The organism is Paenibacillus sp. (genome assembly GCF_035645235.1).
Classification (GTDB): Bacteria; Bacillota; Bacilli; order Paenibacillales; family YIM-B00363; genus Paenibacillus_AE.
Window position 1 is genome coordinate 21,336 of the sequence record NZ_DASQMZ010000128.1, and the last position, 18,888, is coordinate 40,223.

The 18,888-nt window shown below is 59.7% G+C and carries 22 protein-coding genes and 1 tRNA gene; 21 read left to right on the top strand and 2 right to left on the bottom strand.

Annotated elements, in window-relative coordinates; genetic code table 11:
* Window positions 1–11 precede the first annotated feature (11 nt).
* Window positions 12–509, top strand: coding sequence for a DUF4446 family protein (locus VEZ38_RS12390; RefSeq protein ID WP_324893787.1), 498 nt, complete (start codon window positions 12–14; stop codon window positions 507–509).
* On the opposite strand, the gene yyaC is transcribed toward VEZ38_RS12390, so the two are convergent.
* Window positions 484–1,098, bottom strand: coding sequence for a spore protease YyaC (gene yyaC, locus VEZ38_RS12395; protein ID WP_324893789.1), 615 nt, complete (start codon window positions 1,096–1,098; stop codon window positions 484–486). The two genes, VEZ38_RS12390 and yyaC, sit on opposite strands and share 26 nt — an antisense overlap.
* Window positions 1,099–1,228: 130 nt before the next feature.
* On the opposite strand from yyaC, the gene VEZ38_RS12400 reads away from it, so the two are divergent.
* From VEZ38_RS12400 to VEZ38_RS12420, 5 genes are all read left to right on the top strand, one after another.
* Window positions 1,229–1,480, top strand: coding sequence for a DUF3343 domain-containing protein (locus VEZ38_RS12400; RefSeq protein ID WP_324893791.1), 252 nt, complete (start codon window positions 1,229–1,231; stop codon window positions 1,478–1,480).
* A gap of 14 nt (window positions 1,481–1,494) precedes the next feature.
* The gene (locus VEZ38_RS12405; RefSeq protein ID WP_324893793.1) at window positions 1,495–2,370 is read left to right on the top strand and encodes a mechanosensitive ion channel family protein; all 876 of its coding nucleotides are present in this window, start codon (window positions 1,495–1,497) and stop codon (window positions 2,368–2,370) included.
* Between the two features lie 15 nt (window positions 2,371–2,385).
* Complete coding sequence (locus VEZ38_RS12410) at window positions 2,386–2,610, top strand: DUF951 domain-containing protein (protein WP_324893795.1); 225 nt, start codon at window positions 2,386–2,388, stop codon at window positions 2,608–2,610.
* 64 nt (window positions 2,611–2,674) lie between these two features.
* Window positions 2,675–2,765 (top strand) — tRNA-Ser (locus VEZ38_RS12415).
* Between the two features lie 130 nt (window positions 2,766–2,895).
* Window positions 2,896–3,033, top strand: coding sequence for a hypothetical protein (locus VEZ38_RS12420; RefSeq protein WP_324893797.1), 138 nt, complete (start codon window positions 2,896–2,898; stop codon window positions 3,031–3,033).
* A 258-nt stretch (window positions 3,034–3,291) separates the two neighbouring features.
* On the opposite strand, the gene VEZ38_RS12425 is transcribed toward VEZ38_RS12420, so the two are convergent.
* A complete protein-coding gene (locus tag VEZ38_RS12425; RefSeq protein ID WP_324893799.1) occupies window positions 3,292–3,489 on the bottom strand; it encodes a YjzC family protein in 198 nt (65 codons plus the stop codon).
* A 194-nt stretch (window positions 3,490–3,683) separates the two neighbouring features.
* Between VEZ38_RS12425 and rpsF the strand changes: the two genes are divergently transcribed.
* The 15 genes from rpsF to yycI all read left to right on the top strand — a co-directional run bounded on the left by rpsF (window position 3,684) and on the right by yycI (window position 18,866).
* Window positions 3,684–3,968 carry a 30S ribosomal protein S6 gene (gene rpsF, locus VEZ38_RS12430; RefSeq protein WP_324893801.1) on the top strand — a complete coding sequence of 95 codons (285 nt, stop codon included), beginning with the start codon at window positions 3,684–3,686 and terminating at the stop codon, window positions 3,966–3,968.
* Window positions 3,969–4,010: 42 nt separating this feature from the next.
* On the top strand, window positions 4,011–4,532 hold the full coding sequence (gene ssb, locus VEZ38_RS12435; protein ID WP_324893803.1) for a single-stranded DNA-binding protein: 522 nt from the start codon (window positions 4,011–4,013) through the stop codon (window positions 4,530–4,532).
* Between the two features lie 57 nt (window positions 4,533–4,589).
* The gene (rpsR, locus tag VEZ38_RS12440; protein ID WP_324893805.1) at window positions 4,590–4,883 is read left to right on the top strand and encodes a 30S ribosomal protein S18; all 294 of its coding nucleotides are present in this window, start codon (window positions 4,590–4,592) and stop codon (window positions 4,881–4,883) included.
* A gap of 163 nt (window positions 4,884–5,046) precedes the next feature.
* Window positions 5,047–5,355: a MazG-like family protein gene (locus tag VEZ38_RS12445; protein ID WP_324893807.1), complete on the top strand. Its 309-nt coding sequence runs from the start codon at window positions 5,047–5,049 to the stop codon at window positions 5,353–5,355.
* Between the two features lie 44 nt (window positions 5,356–5,399).
* Complete coding sequence (locus tag VEZ38_RS12450; protein ID WP_324893809.1) at window positions 5,400–6,296, top strand: YybS family protein; 897 nt, start codon at window positions 5,400–5,402, stop codon at window positions 6,294–6,296.
* A gap of 24 nt (window positions 6,297–6,320) precedes the next feature.
* Window positions 6,321–8,282 carry a DHH family phosphoesterase gene (locus tag VEZ38_RS12455; protein WP_324893811.1) on the top strand — a complete coding sequence of 654 codons (1,962 nt, stop codon included), beginning with the start codon at window positions 6,321–6,323 and terminating at the stop codon, window positions 8,280–8,282.
* Window positions 8,279–8,725, top strand: coding sequence for a 50S ribosomal protein L9 (rplI, locus tag VEZ38_RS12460; protein ID WP_324893813.1), 447 nt, complete (start codon window positions 8,279–8,281; stop codon window positions 8,723–8,725). The genes VEZ38_RS12455 and rplI overlap by 4 nt, the downstream gene beginning before the upstream one ends.
* 6 nt (window positions 8,726–8,731) lie before the next feature.
* Window positions 8,732–10,135, top strand: coding sequence for a replicative DNA helicase (gene dnaB / locus VEZ38_RS12465; protein WP_324893815.1), 1,404 nt, complete (start codon window positions 8,732–8,734; stop codon window positions 10,133–10,135).
* Between the two features lie 137 nt (window positions 10,136–10,272).
* Entirely contained in the window at window positions 10,273–11,559 is a 1,287-nt protein-coding gene (locus tag VEZ38_RS12470; RefSeq protein WP_324893817.1) for an adenylosuccinate synthase, read from the top strand.
* A 112-nt stretch (window positions 11,560–11,671) separates the two neighbouring features.
* Window positions 11,672–12,277 (top strand): hypothetical protein, encoded by a 606-nt coding sequence (locus VEZ38_RS12475; protein ID WP_324893819.1) that lies wholly within the window; start codon window positions 11,672–11,674, stop codon window positions 12,275–12,277.
* Between the two features lie 227 nt (window positions 12,278–12,504).
* Window positions 12,505–14,079, top strand: a complete 1,575-nt coding sequence (locus VEZ38_RS12480; RefSeq protein WP_324893821.1) for a peptidoglycan DD-metalloendopeptidase family protein — start codon at window positions 12,505–12,507, stop codon at window positions 14,077–14,079.
* A 98-nt stretch (window positions 14,080–14,177) separates the two neighbouring features.
* Entirely contained in the window at window positions 14,178–14,921 is a 744-nt protein-coding gene (gene yycF / locus VEZ38_RS12485; RefSeq protein WP_324893823.1) for a response regulator YycF, read from the top strand.
* Window positions 14,918–16,786 carry a cell wall metabolism sensor histidine kinase WalK gene (gene walK / locus VEZ38_RS12490; RefSeq protein ID WP_324893825.1) on the top strand — a complete coding sequence of 623 codons (1,869 nt, stop codon included), beginning with the start codon at window positions 14,918–14,920 and terminating at the stop codon, window positions 16,784–16,786. The genes yycF and walK overlap by 4 nt, the downstream gene beginning before the upstream one ends.
* Window positions 16,783–18,093: a YycH family regulatory protein gene (locus tag VEZ38_RS12495; protein WP_324893827.1), complete on the top strand. Its 1,311-nt coding sequence runs from the start codon at window positions 16,783–16,785 to the stop codon at window positions 18,091–18,093. Before walK ends, VEZ38_RS12495 begins: the two co-directional genes overlap by 4 nt.
* On the top strand, window positions 18,093–18,866 hold the full coding sequence (gene yycI / locus VEZ38_RS12500) for a two-component system regulatory protein YycI (RefSeq protein ID WP_324893829.1): 774 nt from the start codon (window positions 18,093–18,095) through the stop codon (window positions 18,864–18,866). Before VEZ38_RS12495 ends, yycI begins: the two co-directional genes overlap by 1 nt.
* Window positions 18,867–18,888: the final 22 nt, after the last annotated feature.

An 18,888-nucleotide genomic window follows, 5' to 3' on the forward strand; every position in this document is an offset into this window, starting at 1 on the left:
AGGGGTTCGTCATGGGGGACATCGTCGTGTTTGAAGTGCCGCTGGAAGCTTGGCTGTCCGGCGGCGTCGTATTGATCGCGCTATTATTCGTGCTTTGGATCGCGGCATTGCTGCGGATCGGCAAATTGCGGAAGCGCCTGAACGCTTTCGTGAAGGATACCGGCGTCCCGGATTTGGAGTCGGTCATGAAGAAGCTGCATGAGCGTGTAGAGGGGCTGACGGCGCAAACCGAAAGCAACGCGCAACGCATCGGCGTCGTCGAGGCGCGCGCGGAGCGTTGGAAGACGAACGTCGGCGTCGTTCGGTACAACCCGTTCGGCGAGCGCGGCAGCGACTTGAGCTTCTCGGTCGCGTTCGTCGACGAGCGGAAGGACGGCGTCGTCATCAGCGCTTTGCACAGCCGCGACGAAAGCCGCGTCTATGCAAAGCCGCTGGAAGCAGGGACGTCAGGCTACCCGCTGACGCCCGAGGAGAAGGAAGCGATCATTCAAGCAAAGCCGAAGGCTTAATCGCGGAATAACGTTCTTCCGCGGCAAGCCGGATCGACTCTGCAATGACGTCGGCCATATTGACGACGAGCGACAATCGAGTATTTTGCAATACGAAATATTCCATAAATCCGCCGACGTTCACGATGCCCGTGACGTGGTAGTCGCCGACCGGGGGGAGCTCCTTGTTGACGCCGGCGCCCGGCTTGACGGGGCCGTCGCCGGCTTGGATGCAGCCGACGCTGGACAGCTGCCCCAGGCAGGCGTCGATCGCCACGATGTACGGATTGCGGTGAGCGTCGTGGATTTGTTCCAGTCTTTCGACGAGATTGACGGCGTGTACCGGCTCGTCCAAAGTGCCGTAAACCGGCAGATCGGAATGCTTATGTAAGGAACTGCCGACAAGCGGCCCTAACGCATCTCCCGTCGAACGATCGGTGCCGACGCAGACGACGACGATCGGGCGGTAAGCCGGCACGGCGGCGAACGTATGACGCAATCGGTCGCACAGCTGCCCTACGGCGTCCGGGTCGGTGTAAGGCAGTTTCAGAGGGGCCGCGGGGGGCGGCGTCTTCTTGAGAAACGAAAAGGAACCGATAGAGAAGTTCATAGCATTCCCGCCTATCGCATGACATGTTTGTAGTAGTAACAGTATACGGATGGAGGAGCCTTTTTATACGCCGGAAGGGACGGGCTCATAGATTTTTCGATAGATTCGTTGTCCATGAGGGGGCGGAGCGATGCAAACGCAGTACGTGATCGCTTTCGATTCGACGCAGCAGGCGATTCGGACGGAGATGCTGCTGGAGTATGCGGGGATCGATATCGATACGATGCCGACGCCGAAGGAAATTACCGCAGGCTGCGCGTTATCGATCGGCTTCGGGGGCGAAGATTTGCCTCGAGTCGTCGACATCCTGCGCGAGGAACGCGTCGAGATTCGCGGCGTGTACTTAAAAAGCGGCGAAGGGTATGATACGATTGAGTTCTAGAAAGGGGGGCGCAAATGGGCGACTTTCAGCCTGACGTTTGGGTGCAGAGCGTATACGGATTCCTGATGGATCCCGCGGTTTGGCTTACGATCGTTTGGGTGCTAACGAAAATATTGATTTACTTTATCGTCGGACGTATCGTCGTAGGCGTCGCGGGACGGGCGATTACGCATATGGTGATCGAGCAGAAGGCCGAGCAGCGCGGGCCGGTAAAATTCGATCCGAGGCGAGCTCAGACGATCGGGCGGCTTGTGAACAACGTCGTCTCTTATACGGTCAATTTTATCGTCATTATGCTCATTTTGTCGGAAGTCGGCGTCGATCTGGCGCCGCTGCTCGCGGGCGCGGGCGTCATGGGCCTTGCGATCGGCTTCGGGGCGCAAAGTCTCGTGAAGGACGTTATTACCGGGTTCTTTATCATTTTCGAGGATCAGTTCGCCGTGGGGGACGTCATCAAGACGGGGAATTTCCAAGGCACGGTCGAAGAGATCGGACTTCGCGTGACGCGCATTAAGAGCTGGACGGGCGAGGTGCACATCATTCCGAACGGCGCGATTACGCAAGTGACGAACTTCTCGACGAACATCTCGGTCGGGGTCGTCGATGTTTCCATCGCGTACGAATCGGATATCGAGAAGGCGACGGAGGTCATCAAGCGGACGGCGCTTGAGGTGTACGAAGCCAACGAGAACATGACGAAAGAGCCGGATGTGCTCGGCGTGCAGACGCTCGGCGCGTCCGAGGTCGTGATTCGGGTTACGTTCGAGTGCAAGCCGATGACGCATTTCGGCGCGGGAAGGCAATTGAACGCGGCGATCAAGAAAGCGTTGGACGCGGAGGGAATCGAAATTCCGTATCCGCGGCTCGTTACGTTCACGAGATCGGAGTAGACGGGGGAGACGGGAATGGCGGAAGCGAAGACGTTCGACCTTGGCGACGTCGTGATGATGAAGAAGCCGCATCCGTGCGGAACGAACGAAATGGAAATCATCCGGATGGGGATGGACATCCGCATTAAATGCAGAGGCTGCCAGCACAGCGTATTGGTGCCGCGCGCGAAGTTCGAAAAGCGATTCAAGAAAGTGTTGATCGCGGCGCCGAAAAGCGAGGGGAAGACGGCGGAGGAGTAAGTTGTTGGAAGGGTGTTGCGCAAGCGGCCAGGCTGTGGTATGATAATGCTTGTCGTCGCGAAACGGAGAGATACCCAAGAGGCCCAAGGGGGTTGACTCGAAATCAACTAGGCGTCGCGAGGCGTGCGTGGGTTCGAATCCCACTCTCTCCGCCATACATAACGAATCGGCCGGTGCAGCTGCACCGGCTTTTTTGTTGTTCACGCGAACCCCGGCTTCCCCAAGTTAAGGGTTGTATAGGGGCATGTACGCGTACGCACCCTATAGCATAGGGAGGTGAGCGACATGCCGAAGAAGAAGTTCAAAGAGAATAAAGGCAATAAGTATGCGCACAATCCGGACTTCGCGAAAGAGGTTCTGAAGCACAGCGAAGCGCACAACTCCTATGGCGTCCAGCAAGAGCTGGCGATCAAGGACCGGTAATCATTCACTTCTCCCGGCAGACGCGAATACGATGTGGTAGCAACGGCGAAACCGCCGACGTCGGGAGGAGTCGAGCATGGAACGGGCGGACTCGGTGCCGGCTGCGAAGTGGGGGCCCTGGTGGGAATCGTTTTTTTACGCGCTTGGCGCGTTGGCCGGGTGGCTCGCTCACGTTTGCTCCGGATTTTAAAAAGCGAACGAATTGGCCTTATGAAGAAAGAAGCACGGACCGGATCGCCGGACCGTGCTTCTTTTTCATTAATGGACGGTATGATGCTTGCTTTCGAGCACCCACACGCGGTCGTCGTTCGACGTTTCCGGCAGCTTGTCGCCTTTCTTCAGCTCGATTCGCTTCGGATTTTGAATGCCCATATGGTGGTCGTTCTTTCCCGTTTCCACGTATACGCCGTTGTTCGGCGCATGGTCGCCGGCATGAAATCTTGTCGCTTGCGCCATCGCTCATCACCCCCGTCTTTAGGGTATCCAGCCGCGCATGATTCATGTTTTCCGGTATGTGGCATTGCTGCGCGGGAATGTGCGCTTGCCCCGGTCATTCTATTTTGGTATATTAGAGTTTAGTGTGAGTTCATAGCTCTCGCTCCTTGCTCCGTCTCGAACGGGGCCATAGACCACAAGGAGGTGAAAATCGAATGCGCAAGTACGAAATTATGTATATTGTCCGCTCCGACTTGGAGGAGCCGGCCGTTCAGGCGATCGTGGAGAAATTCCAGGGCATTATCAATAACGGCGGAGAAGTTACGAAGACCAACGTAATGGGCAAGCGCCGTCTTGCGTACGAGATCAACAAGAACCGCGACGGAATCTACGTGTTGGTGAACTTCAACGCCACGCCCGAAACCGTCAAGGAACTGGATCGCGTGCTGCGGATTACCGACGAAATCGTCCGCTTCATGATCGTACAAGACGTAGCGTAAAGCGCCTTATAGGCGTAATCACCCGTTGCAGGAGGGATTGCTTTGCTGAACCGCGTCATATTGATCGGCCGTTTGACGAAGGATCCGGAGCTGCGGTATACGCCTGCGGGCGTCGCCGTCGCTCAGTTCACGCTGGCCGTCGACCGGCCGTTTTCCAGCCAGGGCGGCGAACGGGAAGCGGACTTCATTCCGGTCGTCGTCTGGCGGCAGCTTGCGGAGACGTGCGCGAACTATTTGCGCAAGGGCCGGCTGGCAGCCGTCGAAGGGCGGATGCAGGTGCGCAACTACGAAAATAACGAAGGCAAGCGCGTCTACGTTACGGAAGTCGTTGCGGATAACGTCCGATTCCTGGAGCGTCCGAATCGCGATGGCGAAGAGGGCGGACCGCAAGGCGGGGGCGGCGGAGGCGGCTATCAAGGCGGCGGCGGTGGCGGCGGCTTCCAAGGCGGAGGCGGTCGATCCGGCGGAGGCGGCGGACAACGCGGCGGCGGTGGCGGCAATTTCGACCCGTTCATCGACGACGGCAAGCCGGTCGACATCTCGGACGACGATTTGCCGTTCTAACGACGGAGTGCAACCGATCGAACCATATCATTTTCCGAAAGAAAGGAGTTATGAACCATGGCAGAGCAACAAGAGCGTCCGGAACGCGGCGACCGCCCGGAGCGCGGCGAGCGCAAATTCGGCGGCCGCGGCAAGCGCGGCGGCAAGCGCCGGAAGGTATGCTTCTTCACGGTGAACAAGATCAAGCACATCGACTATAAAGACGTCGACTTGCTGAAGAAGTTCATCAGCGAGCGCGGCAAAATTTTGCCGCGGCGCGTAACCGGTACTTCCGCGAAATACCAGCGCGCACTGACCGTTGCGATCAAGCGTTCGCGCCAGATGGCGCTGATCCCTTACACGACGGAATAAGCAACAAGCGAACGGGCCGTTCCGGCAGTCGATGCGACTGGGGACGGCCTTTTTCCTGTTCGTCTCGGGAAACGGTCGCGAATCGAACTTATCGCGCGACGATTTGTGGTATAATGTCATTCATAAGCGGCCGCAGGTTGGGCCGGTCGTAAGGAGCAGGAGCATGACGAACGGCAAAGAGATGGACGTCGCCCGCAAGGCGAAAATCATCGAATGGTTGAAAACCGAGATGCTGGAAGAGATGGCGCAGCTGTTTCGCGGCTTGTGGGAAGGGCGCCAAGCGAAGATCGTCGACGGGCTCGCGAGCTTGATCGTCTCTTCTTATTTATTGGCGCGGCGCATGGGCGTCGGCTATAGGGAGCTTGACGAGACGGTCCTGGAGAAGCTGAAGACGCATAAGCGAGACAATCACCAGCTGGAAGAATGGTACGGCGACTTGTCTTCCTTGGAACGACATCTGGATGGTAGGTGACCTTGTTGTCCGAGTCTGAAAAAATCTCATACGGGAAGCAAGCGTTGATTTGGGGCGCGGCGCTGCTCCTGGTCCAGCTGTCGCTCGGCACGGGCTTCGTCTTCCTCACGCTCTGGTTCGCGTCCGTTCCGGCCGTTCTTCTTTACGTGAAGACGGATCGAAGATGGTTTGCGGGCATCGCGGCGGGGACGATGATCGTCGGCGCGGCGATATACGGCGCGATGGCGTTCCTCTTCCTGGCGATGGCGCTCATGACGCTCGTGCCGGGCATCGTGCTCGGCGAAGCGTACCGAAGAAGAAAGACCGCCCGGGCAGCCATCACGGCAGGCGTCGTCGGGTATTTGGCGATGTACCTGATCCTTATTCTCGTGGCTACGATGCTGGGCTTCAACTTAACGTCGGAAATCGCGGCGAGCACGCGCGAGACGGTCGACCGGTTCATGGTCGATTCCGCGCGGGAGATGATCACGGAAGAGACGATGCAAGGGTTTATTGATCTATACGTTATGTTGATTCCGCTCATCCTCATCGCGTCGTCCACGCTGCTCACGGCGATTACGCACACCGTATCGCGACGCATCGCCAATCGGACGAAGGGACTTTCGATTCCATCGCTTCCGCCCGTGCGGGACTGGCGGTTGCCGCGATCTTTCGTGTGGTACTATTTGATCGCCTTGTTCGCGGAGCTGTTCGTGCCCGTCGACCGGGAATCGTTCCTGTCGACGGTCGTCGTCAACCTCGTGCCGCTCTTTATGTTCGCGTTCGTCGTTCAGGGGCTGTCGTTCCTGTTTTTCCTCGGACACGAGAAGCGAAAGAAATGGATTCCGTGGGTCGGATTGATTGCCGTCGTGCTCTTGAATCCATTGACGATGCCGTTCAGTTTGCTCGGCGTCTTCGACACGGCGTTTCCGATCCGGGATCGGTTCCGTCGCAAATCCTAACGTACGGGGAGGAGGACGGGGTTCATGCCGAAGTGGCTGCACACCCGTTGGGCGAGTCCGCACACGACGGTGCCGCTGGCGTTGACGCTCGCGCTGTCGCTTGCGCTCTTCGGCTTCTCGTGGATCGCCGGCACGCTCGCGTTGATCGTCAGCGCGGCCGGCGCGGCGTTCGCCGTCGCCGCGGAACGCCGTACGCGCGAAGAGATGAACGCGTACATCTCGACGATCTCGCATCGCGTCAAGAAGGCGTCGAGCGACGTCATCAGCGAAATGCCGATCGGCATCGTCCTGTACGGAGAAGACCGGCAAGTGGAGTGGCATAACGGATATATCGCGAAGGCGATGGAACGGGAGTCGATCGTGGGCGAGTCGGTGCATGCGCTCTGGCCGGCGCTGAAGTCCGCGAAGGACAAAGAAGCGACGATCGAGTTGTCCTTCAGCAAGCGAACGTTCCAAGCGCGGATTCGTCCGGAAGAGCGTTTGATTTACTTTACCGATATTACGGTTTACGCGAACCTCTTGAAGAAGTACGAGGAAGAACGGATCGCGTTCGGGCTCCTCGTCCTGGATAACGTAGACGAAGCGACGCAGGGCATGGACGACCAATCCAGAAGTTTGACGCTGGCGACGGTAACGACGGTGTTGAACGAGTGGGCCGTTCGCAACCGTCTCTATATGCGGCGGACGGCCTCGGACCGATTCTTCCTGCTGCTTAGCCAGAAGGAGCTTGCCAGCCTGGAGCAAAGCCGCTTCGACGTGCTGGACGAGGTGAAGGACGCTACGGCGCATCTGAAGCTGCCGATGACGATCAGCATCGGGGTGGCCGGCGGCGCTGCGGCGCTGGTGGACCTCGGGCAGCTCGCGCAGACGAGCCTCGATATCGCCCTCGGCCGAGGGGGCGATCAAGTGGCCGTGAAGGTAGGCGACCGGGTCAGCTTCTACGGAGGCAAGTCGAACGCGGTGGAGAAGCGCACCCGCGTTCGGGCCCGCGTCATCTCGCACGCGCTGCGCGATTTGATCAAGGAAAGCGACAAGGTCGTCGTGATGGGGCATAAAATTCCGGACATGGATGCGCTGGGCGCGGCGATCGGCATGCTGAAGGCGGCCGATGCGTTCGGCAAGCCGGCCTATATCGTGCTGGAAGGCGTCAATCCGTCGATTCACCGGTTGATGGAGATGATCTACGAGGACGAGGAGCTGACGTCGAAATTCGTCACGCCGGAGGACGCGTCGCATCTCATCACGTCGAAGACGCTCGCGGTCGTCGTCGATACGCATAAAGCGTCGCTCGTGGCCGAGCCGAAGCTGCTCGGGCTGACGAAACGGCTCGTCGTGGTCGATCACCATCGGCGCGGGGAGGAATTCATCAGCGAAGCGACGCTCGTCTACATGGAGCCGTACGCGTCGTCGACGTGCGAGCTGGTGACGGAGCTGCTGCAATATGTGCACGAAGGGCTGGCGTTGGGCGTGCTGGAGGCGACCGCGATGCTGGCGGGTATCGTGACGGATACGAAGAGCTTCTCGGTGCGCACCGGCTCCCGGACGTTCGAGGCGGCTTCGTACTTGAGGCGCAACGGCGCGGACGCCGCGTTAATCCAGCGGCTGTTGAAGGACGATCTGCCCGGCTACCTCATGAAGGCGGATATTATCCGGCACGCGCGCATCGTGCATAAGCATTTCGCCGTCGCGGTCACGCAGCCGGGACAGCGCTATCCGCAGCTGCTGATCGCGCAGGTCGCCGATACGCTGCTGAACATGCAGGGCATCGTGGCATCGTTCGTCGTCTGCGAGCGGCCGGACGGTCTGATCGGCATCAGCGCCCGCAGCATGGGGCAAGTGAACGTGCAGCTCGTTATGGAGAAGCTGGGAGGCGGCGGCCACCTGACGAACGCGGCGACGCAGCTGGAAGGCACGATTCAAGAAGCGGAAGCGAGATTGCTCGCATTACTGAATAGCTACGAAGACAAGGAGGGGCTCTTGGAATGAAGGTAATCTTCTTGCAGGATGTGAAGTCGCAAGGGAAGAAGGGCGAAATCAAGGAGGTATCCGAGGGTTACGCCTCGAACTTTCTGATTCCGCGCGGACTGGCGAAGCCTGCGTCGGAAGGCAATGTGAAGACGCTCGAAAACCAAAAGCAAGCGGAACTTCGCCGTAAGGAGCAAGAAAAGATCGACGCGCAGCAGCTCGGCAAGAAGCTGGAAGAGATGACGGTCGTGCTGACGTCGAAGGCAGGAGAAGGCGGGCGTCTGTTCGGGTCCATTACGAACAAGCAAGTCGCCGAAGCGCTCGAGAAGATGAACGTAAAACTGGACAAGCGGAAAATCGTCATGGACGAGCCGATTCGGACGCTCGGCGTAACGCAGGTGCCGGTGAAGCTGCATCCGGAGGTTACCGCGACGTTAAAGGTGCAAGTCAAGGAAGGAAGTTAAACGCCGATGAACGGGAACGGGTACGGAAACGGGAACGGGGGCGGCTTCGGGGAGCGGCCGGTGTTCGATCGCATCCCTCCGCAAAACGTAGAAGCGGAGCAGGCGGTGTTGGGCGCCGTGCTGCTCGACAGCGTCGCGATCATTACGGTGATGGAGACGCTGAAGGCGGAGGATTTTTATCGGCAGGCGCATCAATACATCTTCGAAGCGATGGTGGAGCTCAACGGCGACAACGAGCCGATCGATCTCATTACGTTGACGACTCGGCTTCAAGCGAAGCAGCAACTCGGCGAAATCGGCGGCATTCAATACTTAACGGAGCTGGCCAGCTCCGTCCCGACGGCCGCGAACGTCACGTATTACGCCAAGATCGTAGAAGAGAAGTCCATGCTGCGAAGATTGATTCGTACCGCGACGGAAATCGCCACGAACGGGTACGCGGGCGCCGACGACGTGGGGGCGCTGCTCAGCGAAGCGGAGATGCGCATTCTAGAAATTGCGAACCGCAAGTCGAGCACCGGCTTTATTTCGATCAAGGAAGTGCTGATGGAAGTATTCGAGCGCGTCGAGTCGCTGTACAATCAGCGCGGCACGACGACCGGCATTCCTTCGGGCTTTCCCGACCTCGATAAGATGACGTCCGGCTTCCAGCGCAGCGATCTTATCATCGTGGCCGCCCGTCCGTCCGTGGGAAAGACCGCTTTCGCCCTGAACGTCGCGCAGAACGTCGCCGTTCGCGCGAAGGAGACGGTAGCGATATTCTCGCTCGAGATGTCGGCCGCGCAGCTCGTGCAGCGGATTATATGCGCGGAGGCGAACGTCGACGCCGGCCGCATCCGGACCGGTACGCTCGAGGGCGACGATTGGGAGAAGCTGACGATGGCGATCGGAACGTTGTCCGAGGCGGAAATCTACATCGACGATACGCCGGCGATCACGGTCGCCGACATCCGGGCCAAGTGCCGGCGCCTGAAGAAAGAGAAGGGCCTCGGCATGATCCTGATCGACTACTTGCAGCTGATCGCGGGCCGCGGCAAGGCCGGAGAGAACCGCCAGCAGGAAGTATCCGAAATTTCCCGGACGCTCAAGCAGATCGCGCGGGAGCTCGAAGTGCCGGTCATCGCCCTCTCGCAGCTGAGCCGGGGCGTCGAGCAGCGTCAGGACAAGCGGCCGATGATGTCCGACCTTCGGGAATCGGGCTCGATCGAGCAGGACGCCGACATCGTCGCGTTCTTGTACCGCGACGATTATTACGACAAGGAATCGGAAAAGAAAAATATTATCGAAATCATCATCGCGAAGCAGCGGAACGGGCCGGTCGGCACCGTCGAGCTCGTCTTCTTGAAAAACTTCAATAAATTCGTGTCGCTGGACAAATCGCATAGCGATGCCCTCCCCGCGGCAATCTAATGGTAGGTTCCATCGAGATCGATCCGAATATTTTCGAAGCGCGCTTCGAAAACGTTCGGATTTTTCATTGACTTCGGTTCCGCCGGATTGTTACACTAAGAATGCTTTTGAAATTGGACCCAAGAGGGGGAACGCTCATGTCGACGGTCGTTGTGGTAGGCACGCAATGGGGAGACGAGGGCAAAGGAAAAATTACCGATTATCTTGCGGAAACCGCAGAGGTCGTAGCCCGTTATCAAGGCGGCAACAACGCGGGCCATACGATCATGATCAAAAACCATAAATATAAGCTGACCATGATTCCGTCGGGGATTTTCTATCACGAGAAGCTTTGCGTCATCGGCAACGGGATGGTGCTCAACCCGAAGGCGCTGCTTGAGGAAATTCAGTACATTCACGACAACGGCTTCTCGACGAAAAACCTGAAGATCAGCGACCGCGCGCACTTGATCATGCCGTACCATCTGCTCCTGGACGGCCTCGAGGAGGAGCGCAAGGGCGCCGACAAGATCGGAACGACGCGCAAGGGCATCGGCCCGGCGTATATGGATAAAGCGGCGCGCAGCGGCATTCGGATTACGGATTTGATGTACGCCGAGGAGTTCGAGCGCAAGCTGCGCCGCATCATGGAAGATAAGAACCGCTTGATCGAGCAGGTGTACGGCGCCCAAGGGCTCGAGGTGGAGCCGATCTTGCGCGAGTACTTGTCGTATGCCGATCAGCTGCGCCCGTACGTGACGGACACGTCGATCGTGCTGAACGACGCGATCGACGCGGGCCGCCGCGTCTTGTTCGAAGGCGCGCAAGGCGTCATGCTCGACATCGATCACGGCACGTATCCGTTCGTCACGTCGTCGAATCCGTCCGCCGGCGGGGTATGCATCGGCTCGGGCGTCGGCCCGACGAAGATTCACCAAATCATCGGCGTGGCGAAGGCATATACGACGCGAGTCGGCGACGGCCCGTTCCCGACGGAGCTGCACGACGACATCGGCGCCATGATTCGCGAAACCGGCCATGAATACGGCACGGTCACGGGCCGCCCGCGCCGCGTCGGATGGTTCGACAGCGTCGTCGTGCGCCATGCGCGCCGGGTGAGCGGCATTACAGGCTTGTCGCTGAACTCCATCGACGTGCTGACCGGACTCGAGACGGTTAAAATTTGCACGGCTTACAAGCACAAAGGCGAATTAATCGACTATTACCCGTCGAACCTGCAGATGCTCGCCGAATGCGAAGCCGTCTATGAGGAGCTGCCGGGTTGGTCGGAGGACGTCTCCGGCGTCCGCTCGCTCGACGAGCTGCCGACGAACGCGCGCCATTACGTCGAACGCGTCTCGCAGCTGACCGGCATTCCGATTTCGATCTTCTCCGTCGGCCGCAATCGCGAGCAGACGCACCTGGTCCGGCCCGTATACGCATAATTCCGAGCGCCCCCGAATCGATACGCAGATCCGGGGGCGCGTTCTGTTTTAGAAACTTCCCCCATCGTGCATACTGTTAGGGAGCTTTCTACGGACGGAGGAATACGCGTTGATGAAAATAGTGTTTTGGCTGACGAAGACGATTCTCGCGGCGGCGATCGTGACCGGGGTATCCCTCGCGACGACGTGGGCCGTCGTGAACGCCTACCTTCAACAGCTGCTTAGCGCGTACGGCGCGGCGGATGCGGCAACGTCCGTTCGCTTCGAGGATGTGCTCTCCTCCTTCGCGGGCGGCGATCGGCCGAATGCGCGCTCGGCGCAAGCGGAGGCGGCGGCAGAGGCTTCCGGTGAGACGGGGGCGGAGTCGGAAACGGGGGCCGGAACGTCGTCGACGCCAGCGGACACGCCCGCGCCGGAGGACGAATATCCGGTGCCGAGCAATGCGCTGCCGGTCATGGGACAAGCGACCCAGTCGGAGGAAGAGCTGTACTTCTCGATGGAGGAGCTGAACGCAAAGAAGGACAGCATCTCGGACGCGGATCGCATGGAAATCTTCGCGATGCTCGTAACGAAATTGCCGCCGGAAGAGGTGCAGGAAATTTCGGCGCTGCTCGAGGACGGGTTACATGCGGAGGAGCTCGAGCAAGCTTCGGCGATCTTGCAACAATATTTGAGCGAAGAAGAATTCGAAAAGTTAATCAATATTTTACAAAAATAATCCGAGCAGCCATGGACGGCGCTCCCCGTACGGGGGGCGCCGTTTTCACGTTTTGTTCGCAAAATCGTTGCAAAACCGCGAGAATAAGCGAAAAAAGTTGCCTCACCGGAATTTGCTATGGTAAAGTAAAGGAAAGCGCAGTTTTTGACCGTTTTCATGGCTTTTCATCGTTTTCTTGAAATTTTATGAAAACAGCTTGGTTACTGACGAGCGTGAAGGAGGCGAGCATGACCCAGTTCAGAGGAAGACTTCCGTTCGAACGGGCTTCGGAGAAGCTGAAGGACGCGCTGCTGAACTTCAAGTCTAAAGGCCTATACACGAAGCTGAAGTGGCGGACGAAAGACGGATATCGCGATACGAAGCAATGGCTTTATACATATAAAATCCATGTAGCGGGAACGGTTGGAGCGGCAGTTTTCGTAGTAAGCTTGGCCTACGCGGGCAACGCGTATGTAAGTGCAAACATGCAAGACGTGTATGAAGTGTACGTCGACGATACGAGGATCGGCGAGGTCAGCTCGCCGGACGTCGTGAAGTGGGCGATCGTCGAGGAGCTCGAGGAGATGCAGCGGCTTCACCCCGAAGTGTCCTGGGAGGTCGACGCCGACGGCGTCCGCCTCGAGAAGGAGACGGTGTTTAAGGGCGAAGCGGAGGATCCGGAGACGGCGGAGGCGCTGAAAGCCGCGATCGAAGCGAAGGCCGTAGGCGTCGAAGTGGTCGTGAACGGCAAGGCGGTTGCGGTCGTCAAGGACGAAGCGACGGCGAATCGTATCTTGGAACGGGTCAAGGAGACGTTCTCCTCCGTCGAGGCGCCCGACGGCTTGACGGTGTTATCGGCCGAGCCCGTCTCGTCCCGAGACGACGACGTCATCGCGGAAGGGACGCCGGAGCTGCTGTCGACGCGCATCGTCGAGCCGGTCGAGCTGCTGAAGCGGGAAATTCAGCCGAACGACGTCATGGATGAGCAGGAAGTTCTCGATATGCTCATTCAGGGCGATACGAAGCCGACGCAATACATCGTGCAAGAAGGCGATACGCCGGGAGGCATCGCGCAGAAGCTAGGCGTGCCGATCGAGCTGATCTACTCGAAGAACCAGGACAATAAAGACTTGGTCGAAAGAGATCTGATCCGCCCGGGCGACGTGCTCGACCTGACGATGCTGCAGCCGGCCGTCACGATCGAGTCCGTAGAGCGAGTCACCGAGACGATCGCCGTACAGTACGAGACGATCTACGAGGAAGACGCTTCGATGCGCAAGGGGCAATCGAAGACGATCCGCGAAGGCCGGAAGGGCGTCAAGGAAATTACCTACGTGCTGACGAAGGTGAACGGTCTTCTGATGGACGAGAAAGTCACCGACGAGGTGATCGTAGAGGAACCGATTCCGGCCGTCGTGAAGCGCGGCACGAAGGTCGTGCTCGGCGAGGGTACCGGCAAGTTCGTTTGGCCTGTCGCATCGGCGAACGTGTCGAGCAACTACGGGAAACGTTGGGGACGCCAGCACAAGGGCATCGACATTACGTCGAAGAACAAGACGATCATGGCGTCGGATACCGGCAAGGTAACGTTCGCCGGCTGGAAAAGCGATTACGGCAATGTCGTTATCATCGATCATAAGAACGGCTACGAGACGCTGTACGCCCATCTGAGCAAGATCAGCGTGAAGAAGGGCGACATCGTGGAGAAAGGCGACAAGATCGGCGTTATGGGCAGCACGGGACGGTCGACGGGCGTTCATCTTCATTTCGAAATCATCGTGAACGGCGTCGAGAAAAACCCGAGAAGTTACTTGAGCAAATAAACGGACTCATTTAGGGGGCTGATGACGAAGGGAAACCTTTGTCGGATGCCTCTTTTTCATACGTATGGTAAGATAATGAGAAGGTGGTGACCCCGTCCATGCAAGGGAAAATCTTAGTCGTAGACGATGAGAAACCGATTGCGGATATTTTGAAGTTCAACCTCGAGAAAGAAGGCTACGAGGTCATCTGCGCGTTCGACGGTCAGGAGGCGGTGGAGCTCGCGTTCGCGGCCGATCCGGATCTCATTCTGCTCGATTTGATGCTGCCGGTGAAGGACGGGATGGACGTGTGCCGCGAGGTGCGCGCGAAGTCGACGACACCGATCATTATGCTGACCGCGAAGGATACGGAACTGGACAAGGTGCTCGGGCTGGAGCTCGGGGCGGACGATTACGTGACGAAGCCGTTTTCGAACCGCGAGCTGCTGGCGCGCGTGAAGGCGCATTTGCGGCGGCAGGCGAAGTGGACCGGCGGGGCGGCGGCGGCGGAAGCGGACGATGGCGCCGCGGGCGGCAACGTGCTGAAAATTTTCAACCTGGCGATCGACAGCGATATGTATGTGTTATATAAAGACGGAGCGCCGATCGATCTGACGCACCGCGAGTTCGAGCTGATTCATTACTTGGCGAGGAACAACGGCAAAGTGATGACGCGAGAGCATCTGTTGCAGGCGGTATGGGGCTTCGAGTATTTCGGCGACGTGCGGACGGTCGACGTGACCGTGAGGCGGCTGCGGGAGAAAATCGAGGACGACCCGAGCAAGCCGGAGTACATCTTGACGCGCCGGGGGCTCGGTTACTTGATGCGCAATCCGAAAATGGGGGGCTTCCCCGCGCAATGAAGCTGATCGGCATCCGTTCGCTGCAGACGATTCAGCTGCGGATCATTATTATCTATGTGCTGCTTATTCTGATCGCGATGCAGCTTATCGGCGTCTACTTTATCCGTACGCTGGAGGATTCTTTTTACGGCAATTTTAACGAAAACGTTGACAACGAAGCGTACCTGCTCGCCGACTACGTGAAGGATTATCTCGACGCGAATCTCTCCGGCACGTCCGGCGAGGAGCAGAAGACGTACGAGGATTTAACCGTCTTTATTCGAAACCTGTTCGCGACGAACGATACCGAGATACAAATCATCGACGCGAACGGCATCGTCGTCAGCGCGTCGGGGCAGCTGCAGGAAGGCATCGTCGGGCAGAAGAATACGCAGACGGAGGTCAGTCGGGCGCTGCAGGGCATCCGGAGCAACGAGCGCACGATGATCGACGTCGACGGCAAGCGCAAGCGCGCGGTCGCGATGCCGGTCCAGAGCGACGGCAAAATCATTGGAGCGGTGTACGTCGTCGCCTCGATGGAGGGCCTGTTCGATACGATGAACCGGATCAAGCAGTTCTTGTTCACCGGAACGGTCATCGCGCTCGGGCTGACGGCGGTGCTCGGCATTATTCTCGCCAACATGATTACGGCGCCGATCAAGGAAATTACGCGCAAAGCGGCCGCGATGGCCGTCGGCAACTTGAATCAGCGCGTGAACGTGCTCGCGAACGACGAGATCGGGCAGCTCGGGAACGCCTTCAACGATATGACGTACCGGCTGAAGGACGCGTTGTCCTCGATCGAAGAGGAGAAGGAGAAGCTGGCCTCGATTCTTTCGAATATGAGCGACGGCGTCATCGCGACGGACGAGCATGGCCGCACGACCGTCATGAATCGCCGGGCGAGCGCGATGCTGGGGCTTGCGGAAGACGAATCGGCGGTCGGGCGCGACGTCGCGGAGCTGCTCGGCCTGCGGCGGGATGCGCTAGACGATGCCGTCTGGACCGAAGGCGGCTCGCTCAGCGTGAAGCTGCGGCCGTCGGGCGGCGGCGAGGCGCTCGTCGCGCGCGCGACGTTCTCGCCGATCCACCGCCGCGAGCGCGGCGTGACCGGCACCGTCGTGCTGCTGCATGACGTCACCGAGCAAGAGAAGCTCGACGCGTCGCGCAAGGAATTCGTCGCGAACGTATCGCACGAGCTTCGAACGCCGCTGACGACGATCAAGAGCTATCTCGAGGCGCTCGACGAAGGCGCGCTCGAAGACCCGGCGCTCGCGTCGCGGTTCGTCGGCGTGACGCGCAACGAGACGGAACGCATGATCCGCCTCGTGAACGACCTGCTGCATCTGTCGCGCTTCGATTCGCGCCAGACCGCGCTTACGCTCGAGCGGGTCGAAATGCTGGCGCTGCTCGAGGAGGTCGCCGATCGGTTTACGTTCCAGGCGCATCAGCGCGGCATGGATTTGGCCATTGCGATCGAGCCGGGGGTGCCCTCGGCGCTCGTCGACCGGGACGCGGTCGATCAGGTGCTGGACAACCTTGTTTCCAACGCGATCAAATACAGCCCGGACGGCGGCCGCATTACGCTGTCGGCGCGCCGAACGGCCGGCGAGGCGAGTCCGGCCGGCGCCGGCTGGGTCGAGGTGACCGTCCGCGACGAGGGGATGGGCATTCCGAAGAAAGATTTGAATCGGATTTTCGAGCGGTTTTATCGCGTGGACAAGGCGCGTTCCCGAAATATGGGGGGGACGGGTCTGGGCCTGAGCATCGCGCTCGAAATCGTGAAGATGCACGGCGGCACGATCCGGATCGAATCGGACACGGGGCAAGGCACGACGGTCGTGTTTACGCTGCCGGCCGCCGCAGAGGAGCGTGAGGTACGATGATGGAGAGCTTCAAGTCGCTGCTCCTCGCCGTCCTCGTGGCGGCGAGCTTGGCGCAGAGCTACCTGCTCGCGTACAGCGCGCCGAACTTCGACGCGATTCTGCCGTCTGACGATTACGTGGAGTCGCGGCTGGAGGGAACGCAGGCGGAGCTGTCGGCGCTCGTCTTTCCGAAGGACATCGTCCTGCATTTCGGCAACGGCGAGCATACGGTGCTGTACCCGAAGATGATTTTCTATAATATGATCCTCGAGGTCGTCGAGCAGCGTACCTTCGACGGCTTGCGCGACGCCGCAGGCATCGGCGAAGCGGGCGCGGCGGGCGCCGAGGAGGCGCAAGGGATCGAGGTGCGCTTCGCCGAGGAAGTGTCGATGGCGGTGCTGCGCCAGCGGATGAATTTGAAGGGCGACGGTCTGAACGAGGCAGAGCCGATCGATCGGATCCACATTTACACGCAGCCGGAGCGGGAGGACGTGCGGGTGTTTTTCGTCGGCAGCCGCAGCGGCGCGGTGTACGAGGCGACGCGGGCCGATCTGACGGTGAAGGACGTGGAGCGGTTCGTCGGGTTCGGCGAAGCCCGCACGCGGTACGCCCCGCTGCCCGGCGGCCATTATTTGCCGACGCAGCCGCTGCCGATGGTGCAATACCGGGTGCCGTACCGACGCTTTACCGCCGATCAGCTGCAGCGCAGCCTGTTCCCCGATCCGTTCAGCACGCGGAATTTGACCGAACGCAACGGGTCGGAAATTTATACCGACGGCAAGAGGGGACTGCAGCTGTCGTACGATCAGCGCTGGCTGAGCTATACCGACCCGGCCGCGCCGGCGGAGGGCGAACAGACGCCGCTCGAATCGGCGCTCGCGGCCGTGCAATTCGTAAACCGGCACGGCGGCTGGAACGGCGATTACTTACTGGAGAGCGTGAATCAGGACCCGAACGGGCAGGAACGGCGGGTGCAGTTCCGTCACTATGTCGGGACGTACCCGGGCGCTTATCCGATCGTCGGAACGCGCGACGGGACGCCGTTCGGCCCGATTCAGCTGACGCTGCGCAACCGGGTCGTGACGGGCTACGAGCGCTCGACGGTACAGCTGGAAACCGGCAGCGCGGAGCGAACGCCCATGGAGCTGCCCGGCGGGGAGCGGTTGCTGGCGCTTTGGAACGCCTTCGAGGAGAAGGGCCTCGTCGAGTCGGTCTACCCGGCGTACCGGGCGAATTTGTCGGAGGACGACGTCGTGCTCGAGCCGGTCTGGGCGATGACGATGACCGACGGCACGGTGCGGGCGCTGCCCGGAGGGGGGGCGTACTAATGGACTGGAGCCGTGCGAAGACGGTTTTAATTTGGGCGTTCCTGTTCTTGAACATCTTGTTGGGGTACCAGCTTTGGATGGATGAATTGAATTTAACGACCTTCGCCGAAAATGCGGCCCGCCGCGAGGAGATGAACCGGCTGCTGGCGCTGAAGGACATTCGCCTCGAGGCCGCCGTGCCGGAAGGCACGCCGGTGCTGAGCGAAATTACGGTCAGCCTCAGCTCCGCTGAAGGTCCGGACGTACCGGCGCCGTTGCGGACGCCGTTCGCGCGCGCCCGCCTCGACGACCTCTCGCTCGTGAAGGAGTCGCTCGCCGAGGACGTGCCGACGATCGAGGCGTACGAGCCAGACCCGTACGCCGCTCGGGATGGCGATATGGCGTACGTGATGAATCAGCTGCACGACGGTCTGCCGATGTTCGAGATGCGGCTCGAGCTGTACGGCGGAGGCGATACGATCGATCGGTACCGGTACAGCTATGCCGAGCGGGAGACGCCGCTCACGGCGGAGCTCCCGCAAGGGCAAGAGGTGTTATCGGCCTATGTGGTGCTGGGGAGTTTGGCGGAAAATTACTTGCCGCTCGGGGCGGTCATCGTCGATGTGCGCCTCGGCTATCACGGCCCGATCTTCGAATCGGAGACGCAAGTATTAGCGCCGTATTGGCGCATCGTGCTGAGTACGCGGGAGACGTACTACGTGCACGCGATCAACGGGGCGGTCGAAGGGCCGTCGCCGACGGCGCAGGGCAACCCGGCGTCGTCGAATCCGTAAAGAAGCCGGGGAACGTTCGCGT